Below are 14,965 nucleotides of genomic sequence, written 5' to 3' on the forward strand. Positions count from 1 at the left end.
GTTTTAATCAAAGAGAGGAACGTAACGCGAACTCACGCCAACAGATGAACAGGATGTGGTTCGAATGAACCGAGACACCTACTACTCAATGGCAGCAATTAATGTATCAAAGAGGGCGACCGTCACGTTACCTGAGATCCCTGAAGGCAAGTACATGTCGATGGAAGTGATTACTGAAGATCACCGCATTCAGCCAATGCAATACGGTTCAGGTACGTTTGATCTTTCTACTCATAGCGGTGATCACGTTTACGTCATTGTTCGTACCGACGCGACATTCTCGAAAAATGAAGTTCATGAAATCCAAGATAAAATGAGCATTGATGCAAAAGCGGATGGCGAGTTTACTGCTATGCAAGTGGATGAGAAATCTTTTGAAGAGGTAGAGACGAGCCTTAAGATGGAAATGCCAAAACTACTGAAACGCGATGGTGCTCAGGCGACATTTGGTATGTTTACCAGCCCTGAAGATGCTTCAAAAGAGATGTTTACCAAAGAGAAGTACGCAGTGGGCGCGGCTATCGGTTGGGGTGGCGCGCAGTTAGATGACAATATTTACGAAGTCTCTGGTAACTTCCCAGCAGACACTTGTCATCAGGCAACCTTTGATGATCCTAAGAACCAAGCGTTTTGGTCGGTAACGGTCTACAACAAGCAAGGTTTCATGTTTGGTGAAGTGGCGAACGTAAGCTCAAACACGGCTGAGAAAAATGCAGACGGCACTTACACCGTAAGCTTTGGTTGTGGTGATGATGCAGTAAACAACATCAAAACAGAAAACGATTCTGGTGTGTTTAACTTAGCTTTCCGTCATTACATTCCAAGCCAAAAAGTACGTGATGGATTCCGAGTGCTTCCTTACGTGAAAGCAGTGAACTAATGTTGCGATAGTCGTACAACGATTGATAGATACGCGCTATTACCCGTGGTAGTAGCGCGTTTTTTATGGGTTCTATTTCATTTCTTGCTTTCTTAAGTAGAGAGACACAAAGTGCGAGTCAAAAAATGGTCTAACTTTGGTTATACGCAGCGTGCCTCAGTTCAAATAAATCAATTAAACCTTCTTCCATCGATACTTTCAGTTTCCCCACGTATTTGTTCGAATTTAAACCCGCTGACACCTTATGTGACAACGCTTCCAGTTATATTTGATGCCTCTAAAGGGAACAAATACCACATACCAGCGTTATAAAAACCGATAGCCGTGGAGTGTTATGAGTCCTATTTGAGGTGTATAGTTATAGGTAATTCATTGGGTTATCGAATATTTAAGTTATCAAAAGATGCGGATGTCATGAAGAAAAACGGATTTACTTTAATGGAATTAATCATCGTGATCGTGATACTCGGAGTACTAGCGGTAACGGCTGCTCCAAGATTCCTTGGTATTCAGGAATCAGCGAGAGAAGCGGTACTTGAAGGTGTTGCGGGTGCGATGGAAGGGGTGATCACACAAGTAACCTCTAAGGCTATTATCGCTGGGCTTAATCCCGATGCATCAGACCCAGGTGATCAGAGCAACTATGTAATCGATTTTGGTATCGGTAGTGTTGAGGTCGACTGGGGAACGCTATGTCCTGAAAGTGAGGGGGATGAAGGTGACGAACTTGATATGATTGATTTTCTGACGCTATCTGAAGATGACAATTTAACATCGGCTGTTGGAAATCGACACACTGTCGTTGGGTACACTCATTCATTTAGTGAAGCTGACCTTGACAGCAATAACATAACTGATGATGCCTTACCTTCGGGTTGTTATGTTATCTATGATTCTTTTGGTCGAACGAATGGGAGCGAATGTCCTGAGGGCGGCTGTGAATGTACCGTTCGTGTAGTGAACGACGAATGTTAACCAGAGCAGCTAAACGATTCTATTTAGATTAAAGCTTATTCGAATTCAATAAAAAAGCGCGTTATTGCCGAGTAGCAATAACGCGCTTTTTTTGTATTAGTTTGATGATTTTTCTTAGTTTGCTATTGCTGCATCTGCTGGCGGCAAGTCACGCTTCTTAATCACGTATCGTAAGCGAAGTAGCATCAGAGCTGCTGAAACACTCAAGCCCGTTAGAATACCAATCCAAAAGCCTTCTTCACCCATTGCAGGAACAATGTGGTCTGTTAAGCCCAGTACCATGCCCAGTGGCAGTGCTAAGCCCCAGTATGAAGCGATAGCTAAGATCATCGGGATCTTAGTGTCTTTATAGCCACGCAGAGCACCGTTAGCAGACGTTTGCAATGCATCGCTGAATTGGTACATAGCGGTAAAGGTCAACAATACAGCTGCTGTCGCGCTTATTGTAGGGTCGGTTGTGTAAAGTCTAATGATTAACTCAGGGAACAGTAGGAACATCGCTACCGAAAGCAACGAGATTAATGCTGCCACCAAAATACCGACTTTACTGCGCTCAATCGCACCGAGTTCGTCTTTTTCACCTAGAGCGTGCCCAACACGAATCGTAATGCCAAACGAGATACTCATCGGGATCACATAAGTTAGGCTCGAAATGTTAAGTGCAATTTGCGCGGCTGCTACGTTCTCAGCGCCAATACGACCAATCATCAGTGCGATTACCGCAAAGATGCTGCCACACACTGCAATGTTCATCCCGATGGGTAAACCTAATCTTAGAAGGTGAAGCATCTCTTTTGCTTTTGGCTTCGCATCTGAAAACTTGATGATGGTCTTGTAGTGGTGATGACCTTTAATGTAGGAATACAGCATGCCTGACATTAGCCAATACACTAAACTTGTTGCCCAGCCACAGCCTACAGCGCCCATTTCAGGGAAGCCAAACTTACCGTAGATAAGCACGTAGTTGACTGGAATGTTAATAAGCAAACCAATTACCGAAATGATCATCGGCACTTTGGTGTTGTTCATACCTTCACAGAAGCCGTTCAAGGTGTAGAACAGGGCAATACCCGGTACACCAAAGGCTAGGGCAAACGCATAGTCACTGCCGATAGGAATGATCTCAGCGGCAACCCCAATCCATTCTAAGATCGGTTTGGCACTTACGAGGTAAGCGATGAGCAGTACACTCGCAATTAATGCAAGCCATACCATCTGGAAGAATTCAACAGAGATACTCTGAAAGTCGCGAGCGCCACGGTGATAAGCAACGACTGGCGTTAACGCCATAATCACACCACGCAGTAGCAGCAATACAGGAATCCAAAGGCTAGTGCCAAGTGCAATTGCAGCGAGATCGGCAGGGCTTACTTGGCCAGCCATTGTCGTATCGACAAATCCCATCGCTTGGGTCGCTATTTGAGTCAAAATGATTGGAATCGAAAGATGCATAAGCGCACCCGATTCACGAGTAAAAGGACGAAGTTTCGTTAGCATGGAAGTTCAAAACACCAATATAAATGCACCAGTGATGGCAGGATGGCCGGTGTGCATTTTAGGATGTGCCCCGTTGGGCGGGCGACAATATAAACACCTTACTGTATAGGGTCAAGCATTGGATTTATCGAGTTTTACTTGCTCCGAGGTAAGGGTAGGTTGTGATGGTTACAACACGGATATAACGCGCGTAAGCTCATGATTTAGTGGGAATCATACGAGGCAGTTAAATTGAATATTTGCTACGCTAATCACTAAGGTGACGGTATAAGTAATTGTTATGGAAAGACGAAGGCTAGTACAATTGGTGGCATAAAAAACTAGACAGAAAATTCTGTATTTAAGTGCGTAATTTTTTGGTCTGATAGCTTTTCTGTTTACATTGAAGTCTATCTATTTGTGAAACTAGTTCCAGATCAATGTGATAGCATATATTGGTGTGGTATTCTGTATCGAGTATAAGAACTAAAATGGTTAAGGGAACAAATGCTAATTTACGTCAATCAATTTCAACTTGTAGGTGGAAACAGTAGTCAAACTGCCTTTCGTACCGTAGCAGGCTGGCTCAAGAACGTTACAAAGCGACACTTTACTGTAGCGGAGCTTAAAAGCGGTGATGAATTTTCAATTGATCGAATGAAAGTCAGAACATATTCAGCGGTAGACCTTCATCCGTATATGTATTCGGTCTTGTTTACTCATCCAGACAAAGAGATAAAAGGTCGCCAATGGATTACTGAAATTGGTATCCGAGAAGAAGAAGGTAAAACAACGGTATCTATTTTGCTGGAAACTAGTGATATAAGTACATTAGTCACTGAAATTCCTTCAACTACAAAACCTCGTCTTGTGAATTTTCTACAGCAAAATGGGGAACTACATAATGAAACTGTAGGGTCAAAGCTTTTAAGTTTCTCAGATACTCGAGAGTCATTAAAAGCTTTAAGTTTTGAGATTGAACGAAAGGAACGAAAGCACCCACTAGTTTTGGTTAGTAACCTTAAAACAAATAACAAACCTGTTATTAATCCTCAAAAACTTCAAGAGCAGTTATTAGGATTGGCACAAGTTGTGTACTCTGATGAAGAGATTAACAGCTGGGAAATGGAAAGTATGCTTGGGCGTAAGTATTCTGCGTGGGATGGAGCCGTAAATATTATATATCCTTCGTTCAACGGTAATGGTTGTCACACCAAATTGTTTTCCCAAGCAAGTCTCAATGACGTCATGACTTCAGGTGTTCATGCGTTACAGTATATTCTTTCTCACATTACACATACTACGAATGGCTTTAACAAGAAAAAACATTTTAGCCCAAGTGCGGTACGTGCGAAACGACAAAAAGATCAGCGTACTTTGCTAAAGAAAAGGTTTGAGGATCTTTCAGAAGATAATGAATACCAAGAGCTTGCTGAGCAAGCCTTCGCTCAACTTGAAGAGCAAGAAAATTTAATTGAACAGCTAAAACAAAAACACGAATTAGAAATTGAAGAGCAGTTGATTGCAAATATCGAAACCCAAGATAACCTTGATAAGATTAAATCTGACTATCAAGTTTTGGATATTCGTTTTAAAGAATTACAAGGTAAAGCCACTAAAGTGGGCAAACCAATTATTACCTACGGTAAAGAGAAAGAGTTTTATAGTGGTGAGGTTTCAGACTTAGTAATTGAAATAGTTAAGAGCCAACTAGATAGTGCTAAACAAAATTCTCGTAGGCATCACCTACTTCAAGATATTGTCAAGTATAATGAAGTAGATGGCACTCGTGATAGCTTTATACAGAGTATTAAATCACTGTTTAGTAGCTATAATGGTCTAACCCCTAAAATTAAGTCTGACCTGAGAAGTCTTAATATGGAAGCTGTTGAAACAGGAACACATAACCATATTAAATTTATTGATGACGACAGATATCAAGTGCCTTGCGCTAAAACCCCAAGTGACGCTAAGCGGGTTGGCAATAATATCGTTCGAGATGTTAAAGCTGAGTTATTGTAAATATAACAAATGACTATGGCGCCAATATCAACTTGGCGCTATCTACCTTGTCCATACCATCACTTCTTGACTTCAAACCCAGCGCTGTATCAGCCTCTTACTGCCACAAAGCCAGCAGAAACACAAAAAGCCCAATCCCAAGTGTGACTTTCAAAAATAAGCCAAGAGGGGCTCCACCTTTTGGCGCTTTGTTGCAACATCCCATAATTGTTTCCTCATTCATCATTGGATTCATTTCACCTTAAACCTTTCCCTTACGGTAAGGTCAACGCTTTTGTTGAACTCAGATTTCAGACAACAAAAAGGCGAACCATTTGGTTCGCCTTTTGTTATGTTTCGCTGCTTAGCGCCGCTACGAATTAGTCTTCGTAGTTATCGATGCTTGGGCAAGAACAAATTAGGTTACGGTCGCCGTATACGTTGTCTACACGGTTAACTGTTGGCCAGTACTTCGAGTTCTTGGTTGCTTTCGATGGGAAACAACCAAGTTCACGAGAGTAAGGGCGATCCCATTCTGCGCCAGCTAGATCAACTTGTGTGTGCGGTGCGTTCACTAGAGGGTTGTTGTCTAGTGGCCATTCACCGTTTTTCACTGCTGCCATTTCGTGGCGGATTGCGATCATCGCTTCACAGAAACGGTCCAGCTCTTCTAGGTCTTCTGACTCAGTTGGCTCTACCATTAGCGTGCCAGCTACTGGGAAAGACATAGTCGGTGCGTGGAAACCGAAGTCCATCAGACGCTTAGCAATATCTTCTTCGCTGATGCCTGTGTTTTCTTTAAGTGGACGAATATCGATAATACATTCGTGCGCTACGCGGCCGTTAGTGCCACGGTAAAGAACAGGGTAGTGAGGACGTAGTTTTTCCATCACGTAGTTCGCGTTCAGAATCGCTACTTTCGTTGCGTCTGTTAGGCCAGGTTCGCCCATCATCGCGATGTAAGCCCAAGAGATAGGTAGAATTGAAGCACTACCTAGATCTGCAGCTGATACCGCGTAGTCAGAACCTTGCACACCGTTTTCGATGTGACCTGGTAGGAAAGGTGCTAGGTGTGATTTAACACCGATAGGACCCATACCCGGACCGCCACCACCGTGTGGGATACAGAATGTTTTGTGTAGGTTCAAGTGAGATACGTCTGAACCGATGAAGCCAGGTGAAGTTAGACCTACTTGAGCGTTCATGTTCGCGCCGTCTAGGTAAACTTGACCGCCCGCTGCGTGTACTTGTTCACACACTTCTTTCACTTGCTCTTCGTATACGCCGTGCGTAGAAGGGTAAGTGATCATGATGCTTGATAGGTTTTCTTTGTGCTTCTCGATTTTCGCTGCTAGGTCTGTCATGTCGATGTTGCCATCTTCATCACACTTAACAACCACTACCTTCATTGAAACCATTGATGCTGTTGCAGGGTTAGTACCGTGCGCAGAGCTTGGAATCAGACAAACGTTACGGTGAGCTTCACCGCGGCTTGCGTGGTAACGTTGAATCGCGATTAAACCCGCGTATTCACCAGATGCACCAGAGTTAGGCTGTAGTGAGAAATCGTCGTAACCGGTGATTTCACATAGCTTCTCTTTAAGATCTTTCGCTAGCGCTGTGTAACCCGCCGCTTGCTCTAGAGGTGCGAATGGGTGAATAGAACCAAACTCAGGCCATGTTACTGGAATCATCTCAGCAGCAGCGTTCAGCTTCATCGTACAGCTGCCCAGTGGGATCATGCCGTGCGTTAGTGAGAAGTCTTTGTTCTCAAGCTGTTTTAGGTAACGCATCATTTGCGTTTCGCTGTGGTGCGTGTTGAACACTGGGTGAGTTAGGAACTCTGATTCACGACGACAGTTTTCTGGAATTGCCGCAAACTCATTTGATGCAATGTCAGAAGATAGCGCTTGAACGTCTTCTTTTACGTCGAAGATAGCGAATAGGGCATTCACGTCGTCGACTGTGGTTGTTTCATCTAAGCTGATACCGATCTTACCTTTAAGAAGGCGCAAGTTGATGTCTGCTGCTTGTGCTTTCGCGTACAGTGCATCTGTCTTCTCTTCAGAGTTGATTGTGATGGTATCGAAGAAGCTGTTGTTCGTTAGCTCGTAACCCGCTTTAGTCAGGCCAGCCGCTAGGATAGCTGTCATGTGGTGTGTACGACGGGCAATAGTACGTAGGCCTTCTGCACCGTGGTAAACCGCGTAGAAAGACGCCATGTTTGCTAGAAGTGCTTGAGCTGTACAGATGTTCGATGTCGCTTTCTCGCGGCGGATGTGTTGCTCACGAGTTTGCATTGCCATACGTAGTGCTTGGTTACCGTGAGTATCGATTGAAACACCGATTACACGACCTGGCATTGTACGCTTATGCTTTTCACGAGTACCCATGAATGCAGCGTGTGGACCGCCGTAACCCATAGGAACACCGAAACGTTGCGCTGAACCGATAACTACGTCTGCGCCCATTTCGCCAGCTGGCTTAAGTAGAGCAGAAGCAAGTAGGTCAGTTGCAACCGTTACAAGAGTCTTGTTTGCTTGAGTTTTCGCAATGATGTCTGTTAGGTCGCGAACTTCACCTGTTGTACCAGGGTATTGAACCAACGCACCAAATACGTCTTGCTCTGGAAGTGTTTCAAGAGCACCAACCATTACTTCAAAACCGATGTACTCAGCACGAGTTTTAACAACTTCTAGTGTTTGAGGGTGAACATCGTCAGCAACGAAGAATACTTTGCTCTTGCTTTTACCTGCACGCTTACACAGTGTCATTGCTTCGCCAGCCGCTGTCGCTTCATCAAGAAGTGATGCGTTTGCGATTTCCATACCTGTAAGGTCCATTACCATTTGTTGGTAATTGAGTAGAGCTTCAAGACGACCTTGAGAGATCTCTGGTTGGTATGGTGTGTAAGCTGTGTACCAGCCTGGGTTCTCTAAAACGTTACGTAGAATAACGTTTGGAGTGAATGTGTTGTAGTAGCCTTGGCCAATGAAAGTACGTTTCACTTGGTTTAGGTTAGCGATCTCTTTAAGAGAGGTCAGCATGTCCATTTCGCTTAGTGGCGCAGCAAGTGTCATTGGTTTTTCAAGACGGATTTGTGCAGGAACCGTTTCGTCGATCAGTGCGTCTAGGCTAGTCGCGTTGATCGCTTCAAGCATTTTTTGCTGGTCTGCTTTATTTGGGCCGTTATGACGAGCAACAAACTCGTTTTGAGTACCCAGGTCTTTCAGTAATTGGCTTTGAAGTAATTCAGTCATGATATGTTCTACTTTCTCTCTGGAGCCGTGAGCTAGCCCCTAAAATTAAGCTGCTCAAAAGAGCAGCTTTATCGTAATGAGGTTACCTATTAGTCTTCTTCGATAGAGCTTAGGTATTCTTCCGCATCTTTAAGGTTGTTTAGTTCAGACGCATCAGACATCTTCACTTTAACAATCCAACCACCTTCATAAGGTTCTTCGTTGATTAGCTCTGGGCTATCTTCTAATTCTTCGTTGATTTCTACGATTTCGCCAGAGATTGGTGCGTAGATATCAGAAGCAGCTTTCACTGATTCAACTAGAGAGAAGCTTTCGCCAGCTTCAATTTCGTCGTCAGTGTCAGGCAGGTCAACAAACACAACGTCACCTAGCATCTCTTGAGCGTGCTCAGAAATACCGATAGTCACAGTACCGTCACCGTTGTCTTTTACCCACTCGTGGCTGTCTGCAAACTTTAGTGTATTGTCCATTGCTTATTCTCCAAAAATTTATGAGGTTTTAATTTAAATCTTAAAAACGGTTTAACGGTAAAGAGGGAAGCGTTTGCAAAGCTCTTTAACTTGCTTGCGAACACGTTGCTCAACTTCAGCGTTGCCTTCAGGGCTTTCAACTAAGCCATCAAGTACATCGCCGATCCATTCACCGATAAGTTTGAATTCTTCAGTGCCAAAACCACGACTGGTTCCAGCTGGCGTACCTAAACGAATGCCAGAGGTAATCATAGGCTTCTCTGAGTCGAATGGTATGCCATTTTTGTTACATGTGATCCCTGCACGCTCTAATGCCTCTTCAGTTACGTTACCTTTCAAGCCCTTAGGACGAAGGTCAACCAGCATTAGGTGCGTGTCTGTTCCGCCAGTCACAATGTCACAACCGCGAGTTTGCAACACTTCAGCAAGAACTTTTGCGTTGTCGATCACTGAATCAATATAAGTATTAAATTCTGGGCCAAGTGCCTCGCCAAACGCCACGGCTTTAGCCGCGATAACGTGCATTAATGGGCCACCTTGAAGGCCAGGGAACACTGCAGAGTTGATCTTTTTGTTGATGTCTTCGTGGTTCGTCAGAATCATGCCGCCGCGTGGGCCACGAAGTGTTTTGTGCGTTGTTGTAGTCACAACGTGTGCGTGTGGTAGTGGGCTAGGGTGAGCACCTGTCGCGATAAGACCCGCGATGTGTGCCATATCGACCATTAGGATAGCGCCAACTTCGTCAGCGATTTCGCGGAATTTAGCGAAGTCGATAACGCGTGGGATAGCACTACCACCTGCAATAATCATTTTAGGTTGGCATTCGATAGCGAGAGCGCGTACCGCTTCGTAATCGATTTCAAGAGTGTCGCGGTCTACGCCGTATTGAACTGCGTTGAACCATTTGCCTGAAAGCGCAGGGCGTGCACCGTGCGTAAGGTGACCACCAGCGTCAAGAGACATACCTAGGATAGTGTCGCCAGGTTGAAGTAGGGCAAGTTTAACTGCGCCGTTCGCTTGAGCACCTGAGTGAGGTTGTACGTTCGCGTACTCACACTTGAATAGCTGTTTAGCACGTTCAATCGCAATAGCTTCTACTGTATCTACGTGCTCACAACCACCGTAGTAACGACGACCTGGGTAGCCTTCTGCGTATTTGTTGGTAAGGCAAGTGCCTTGAGCTTGCATTACTGCTTTAGAAACGATGTTCTCAGAAGCAATAAGTTCGATTTGTTCGTTTTGACGAGTGTTCTCTGCTTGGATTCCAGCAAATACTGCGTCGTCAGTCGCAGATAGGTTCGTAGAGAAAAAACTGTCTAAGCTATGGTTTTGATAAGCGTTCATTGTCGAGACCTTTCATTAAGCTAATGGTGATTGTTTTTATAGTCCATTAGGTCTTACGTTGATTTCTGCATCGGTATCGTTTGCGTTATATAGGTGTATAAATAGTGCGTTGCTTCTTATTTATACGACCATAGCGTCAAAGCGATCGTTGTAGGGTCAATGCAGCACGAATTGGTTCCCAAAAATTTCGGGTAAAAAACAGCTCTTACAAATGTTAAATCTATCACTTGCTGCAAGCTGAAGTAGCATCTCTTCATCTAACAAGTCGATAACATAGCTCCGATAAAATCAATTTTCAACAAAAATTTCCAATAGGAAACAGATTTTCTCGTTTTGCTACAGGGAGCACGCTTTATTTCCCTGTGTGCTCTTTAATCAACAAAGCGCTTCATGCAACAATGAAATCAATAGACAGGAAGTAAGAAATGAATGAGGGACCTATGTCAGAAGACATTTATGATGAGTACCCATCTTTAACGTTGGCGAAAGAGACGTTAGATCAGAATATCGAACCACTTAGGCTCGGCCAGCGTATTAAAGATATCCGCAGCAAGCTGGGCATTACGTTAGAAGAAGCGAGCCAACGTACTGGTTTGGCGCGCTCTACGCTGAGTAAAATCGAGAACGAACAAATCTCACCGACGTTCCAAGCGATGCAGAAATTGGCTATGGGTTTGCAAATTGATATGCCGCAACTCTTTGAGCCACCAAGAAAAAAGGTTGCCACAGGACGTCGTGACTTAACTAAAGCAGGTCAGGGCAAACCTCACCCAACTCCGACTTACGAGCATGAACTGCTCGCGACAGAACTTTCGAATAAGAAGATGATGCCGTTTAAGAGCCGCGTTAGAGCTCGTACTTTTGAAGAGTATAACGATTGGGTTCGCCACGATGGAGAGGAGTTCTTAATGATCATCTCTGGCGATGTGATGTTCTACTCAGAATTCTACGAACCTGTGCCAATGAGCGAAGGCGATAGCATGTATTACGATGCCAATATGGGCCACATGCTGATTTCTACCAGTACAGAAGATGCACTGATTTTGTGGGTGACTGCAAAATAAGTTAACAAAGTTAGAATTTCTTATAGTGAATGCAAACGTTTGCTTTTGTTTCTAACGTTTGCCAAAAGACGCGATGTTGGTGTGAAAAGCATCAGTATCGCGTTTTTGTATGCGACTGAAAGTTGTTTTTAAATTGTTAAATATCACATTTTGAGCTGTTTTAATCTTGTTAAGGGTGTAAAACTGACTCAGGCTTGTTTACTATAGTGAACACGGTTTACTCATGTTGATTGAAGTTTACTGAAGTGAATTCTTAGAAAGTGAGTCGTATAGCTTTTATACAGAAGCCTCTTTTTATATCGCTAGTAATAAAAGCCTATATAGAAGACATCACTTTTTACTATCTACTGTTTCTAACGTTAACCCATATCGTTAGAGGCGACTCTAAATAGAGATATAAGCGGCAGATTCGATTTGGAAAGCCTGCAACGCTTCATGGAGAATAAAATGACTCAAGAACACGCTAATCAAGACCTACTAAAAACACCTCTGCATGCACTTCACGTTGAAGTCGGCGCAAAAATGGTTCCTTTTGCTGGCTACGACATGCCAGTTCAGTATCCACTAGGTGTAAAGAAAGAGCACTTACACACTCGTGACGCTGCTGGTCTTTTTGATGTTTCTCACATGGGGCAACTGCGTCTACACGGTGAAAATGCAGCCGCTGTTTTAGAATCTCTGGTTCCAGTAGATATTATCGACCTGCCTTCTGGTAAGCAGCGCTACGCCTTCTTTACTAATGAACAGGGCGGCATCATGGATGATCTTATGGTTGCTAACCTTGGCGATCACCTATTTGTTGTTGTGAACGCGGCGTGTAAAACACAAGATATCGACCACCTAACGGCTCACCTTCCTGCAGACGTAAAAATGGAAGTGATTGATGACCGCGCTCTATTAGCACTTCAAGGTCCGAAAGCGTCTGAAGTTCTGGCTCGTTTCCAACCAAGCGTTGCAGACATGCTGTTCATGGATGTTCAAAAAGTCGATATCGACGGCGTAGAGTGCATCGTAAGCCGCAGTGGTTATACCGGTGAAGATGGCTACGAAATCTCAGTACCGAACGATCACGCTGAAGCACTTGCCCGTAAACTAACATCAGAAGCAGAAGTAGAGTGGATTGGCCTTGGTGCTCGTGACTCACTTCGTCTTGAGTGTGGTCTATGTCTGTACGGTCACGATCTAGATACAACAACAACGCCGGTAGAAGCTAGCCTTTTATGGGGTATCCAAAAAGTGCGTCGTACTGACGGTGAACGTGCAGGCGGTTTCCCTGGCGCTGATATCATCCTTGGGCAAATCGCGACTAAAGACGTTCAACGCAAGCGTGTTGGTCTTGTTGGTCAGACTAAAGCACCAGTACGTGAAGGCGCTGAGCTGTTCGATGCTGAAGACAACAAGATTGGCGTTGTAACAAGTGGTACTGCGGGTCCTAACGCGGGCAAGCCTGTTTCTATGGCTTACGTTCGTACTGACCTAGCGGTTATTGGCACTGAAGTATTCGCTGAAGTTCGTGGCAAGAAGCTACCAATGACAGTAGAAAAAATGCCATTCGTACCTCAGCGTTACTATCGTGGCTAATCTCTTTTAAGAGAAACCACTAAGCTAAATGAAAGCCTATTGTTTGCTTCTCTTTATTGGGAAGCCTAACGGTAGGCTTTTTTGATTTTGGTAGCGTATGTCTTTGGTAACGTATTGCTTTTAACGTTACCCACTAACAACGGTTACTTAAAATTCGTTTATAAAATGAGATATGTGGCGATATCGTTACAAATACTTACTATAATCACGATTGTGACATGTTATGGTGGCAATTCATCATTTTTGTAAATAAGTAGTAGGGGTTACAAGGAGTTAACTATGAACGTAAACCATACAATGAGTCCGGTTCGTAAAGCCGTTTTAGGGCTTTTAGCGCCATTAATTTACACATCAAGTGTTATGGCAACGGAAAACACGGACGAAAGTACTCCTGATTTTGGTGTAACACCCTATATTGTGAATGGTAGCGACGCTTCAGTCACGGAATTTCCTTCGATGGCAAGCTTGTTCATTGATCGTATTGATTATGACGGTGTTTACTCAACAGGCCCTTACTGTGGTGCGACAATTTTAGATAACTATCATGTACTGACTGCTGCACACTGTATTTATGGTGATGAGAATGCTCAACTTTTCACGGTAGTTGTTCCTCAATTGGAAGACTCTTCCCAATTTCCAAATGGAAGCATTGAAAAGGTTCGAGTCTCTGAGGTGTTTTATCCTAGTAATTACTCAAATAGCTTGAACGATTTATTACGTAATGACGTAGCCATTTTAAAACTTGAAAGTGCGCTCAACATAGATTCCGTTAATGATATTGTGAAGCGACCAACTTCTGAGGGCTATCGTAGTTCTTTAGAGACGTTTACTGCTGTGGGTCACGGTGATACACGTTCTGAATTTGACGGCACTACCTTATTACAAAAAGCAGATCTTAATTATGTAGATAATGCGACTTGTGCAACGGCCGATTTTATTAATGAAGCAGCTTTAACTAACAACCAGATCTGCTTTAACGGCAACTACAGCTCATCTACCGGACTATTCAATGGCACATGCCAAGGTGATTCAGGTGGTCCAGTTTACTGGAGAGATGGTGTTGACTATAGGCAGGTTGGAATAACTAGCTTCGGTCCAGGTACATGTGGTGGCACCTCCACCATAACTTCTGTATTCACAGAAATCTATGACTATAAAGATTGGATCGACAGTGTTATGGCTGGAACTGAAACTGCTAAGTTTGTTTCAACAGACGCGAAACGTACTGCTTCTGCTGGTAGAAGCTCATCTGGCTCAGGAGGCAGTGTGTCATTTGGCTTACTAGGCGCGTTGATGTTACTCGGTAGGTTTAGAAGAGCGATGTCTTGTTAGATACCCATGTCTTCATGTTAGCTAAACAAACGGCCAGTCATTCAACTATGACTGGCCGTTTTTGTTTTGTTTGTTTAAGCCGTTCAGAGGATTAGGCACAGAATTCAGTAGACGCTTTTCTACTGTACCTTTCGACAATCACATCCATCTCTTTAACTGCGTCGTTGATGCTTTGAATACCGCCTTGTGCGACACCTTTTTCATTTTGGTTCAGAGCAGAAAAGGCCTGCTTCAATTCTTTCTCTTCCAACATACTTCCGTGCAGCAGCACTTCTTTGTAAGTGAGTAGCCTATGCTGCACTGCAATAATTTCTGGGCGGGCATTGTCCGTTTCTAATGCGTGCTTAATGCAAGGAAATGCCAATTTATAACGATTCGCAATTTCCAATTTGACGTCTTTCTTATTCGCAATATGCAATTTTTATTATTTCCCAACACTTGAATACTCAAGTTACCTAGCCTGTACGTTCACAACTGATATCAGTGTGAAGGTTTATGAAACGTAACGGTTTTATCAAGCGAATAATATGCCTTTGATGGCTTATGTAAACCATCACAAGTCAATATGGTCTGCTTCTTGCT

11 protein-coding genes and 1 pseudogene are annotated in these 14,965 nt (G+C 43.7%); 6 read left to right on the forward strand and 6 right to left on the reverse strand.

Annotation, left to right across the window (positions count from 1 at the left end):
- Positions 1 to 25: 25 nt before the first annotated feature.
- Both AB4583_RS02160 and AB4583_RS02165 read left to right on the forward strand, forming a co-directional pair.
- Positions 26 to 880: pseudogene (locus AB4583_RS02160) on the forward strand (DUF1214 domain-containing protein); the annotation flags it as partial.
- 414 nt (positions 881 to 1,294) lie between these two features.
- Positions 1,295 to 1,855 (forward strand): type II secretion system protein, encoded by a 561-nt coding sequence (locus tag AB4583_RS02165; RefSeq protein WP_372116235.1) that lies wholly within the window; start codon positions 1,295 to 1,297, stop codon positions 1,853 to 1,855.
- A gap of 114 nt (positions 1,856 to 1,969) precedes the next feature.
- On the opposite strand, the gene AB4583_RS02170 is transcribed toward AB4583_RS02165, so the two are convergent.
- Positions 1,970 to 3,352, reverse strand: coding sequence for an MATE family efflux transporter (locus tag AB4583_RS02170; protein WP_372116238.1), 1,383 nt, complete (start codon positions 3,350 to 3,352; stop codon positions 1,970 to 1,972).
- Between the two features lie 486 nt (positions 3,353 to 3,838).
- Between AB4583_RS02170 and AB4583_RS02175 the strand changes: the two genes are divergently transcribed.
- Entirely contained in the window at positions 3,839 to 5,353 is a 1,515-nt protein-coding gene (locus AB4583_RS02175; protein WP_372116240.1) for a hypothetical protein, read from the forward strand.
- A 97-nt stretch (positions 5,354 to 5,450) separates the two neighbouring features.
- Here AB4583_RS02175 and AB4583_RS02180 read toward each other — a convergent pair whose 3' ends face one another.
- The 4 genes from AB4583_RS02180 to AB4583_RS02195 form a co-directional block, all read right to left on the reverse strand.
- Positions 5,451 to 5,588: a hypothetical protein gene (locus tag AB4583_RS02180; RefSeq protein ID WP_372116286.1), complete on the reverse strand. Its 138-nt coding sequence runs from the start codon at positions 5,586 to 5,588 to the stop codon at positions 5,451 to 5,453.
- A gap of 124 nt (positions 5,589 to 5,712) precedes the next feature.
- Positions 5,713 to 8,592, reverse strand: a complete 2,880-nt coding sequence (gcvP, locus tag AB4583_RS02185) for an aminomethyl-transferring glycine dehydrogenase (RefSeq protein ID WP_372116243.1) — start codon at positions 8,590 to 8,592, stop codon at positions 5,713 to 5,715.
- An 89-nt stretch (positions 8,593 to 8,681) separates the two neighbouring features.
- Complete coding sequence (gene gcvH / locus AB4583_RS02190) at positions 8,682 to 9,062, reverse strand: glycine cleavage system protein GcvH (RefSeq protein ID WP_017064654.1); 381 nt, start codon at positions 9,060 to 9,062, stop codon at positions 8,682 to 8,684.
- 51 nt (positions 9,063 to 9,113) lie between these two features.
- Positions 9,114 to 10,406, reverse strand: a complete 1,293-nt coding sequence (locus AB4583_RS02195; protein WP_017072175.1) for a serine hydroxymethyltransferase — start codon at positions 10,404 to 10,406, stop codon at positions 9,114 to 9,116.
- Positions 10,407 to 10,846: 440 nt separating this feature from the next.
- Between AB4583_RS02195 and AB4583_RS02200 the strand changes: the two genes are divergently transcribed.
- The 3 genes from AB4583_RS02200 (at position 10,847) to AB4583_RS02210 (ending at position 14,383) form a co-directional block, all read left to right on the forward strand.
- Positions 10,847 to 11,470: a helix-turn-helix domain-containing protein gene (locus AB4583_RS02200; protein ID WP_372116247.1), complete on the forward strand. Its 624-nt coding sequence runs from the start codon at positions 10,847 to 10,849 to the stop codon at positions 11,468 to 11,470.
- Positions 11,471 to 11,917: 447 nt separating this feature from the next.
- Positions 11,918 to 13,051 (forward strand): glycine cleavage system aminomethyltransferase GcvT, encoded by a 1,134-nt coding sequence (gene gcvT / locus AB4583_RS02205; RefSeq protein ID WP_372116250.1) that lies wholly within the window; start codon positions 11,918 to 11,920, stop codon positions 13,049 to 13,051.
- A 279-nt stretch (positions 13,052 to 13,330) separates the two neighbouring features.
- Positions 13,331 to 14,383, forward strand: a complete 1,053-nt coding sequence (locus AB4583_RS02210; RefSeq protein ID WP_372116252.1) for a trypsin-like serine protease — start codon at positions 13,331 to 13,333, stop codon at positions 14,381 to 14,383.
- Positions 14,384 to 14,474: 91 nt separating this feature from the next.
- Here the strand turns inward: AB4583_RS02210 and AB4583_RS02215 are convergent, their stop codons facing one another.
- Positions 14,475 to 14,801 carry a hypothetical protein gene (locus AB4583_RS02215; protein ID WP_017069881.1) on the reverse strand — a complete coding sequence of 109 codons (327 nt, stop codon included), beginning with the start codon at positions 14,799 to 14,801 and terminating at the stop codon, positions 14,475 to 14,477.
- Between the last annotated feature and the right edge of the window lie 164 nt (positions 14,802 to 14,965).

The sequence above is a fragment of the Vibrio sp. 10N.222.49.C12 genome, assembly GCF_041475025.1.
GTDB classification, from domain to species: Bacteria; Pseudomonadota; Gammaproteobacteria; order Enterobacterales; family Vibrionaceae; genus Vibrio; species Vibrio crassostreae_C.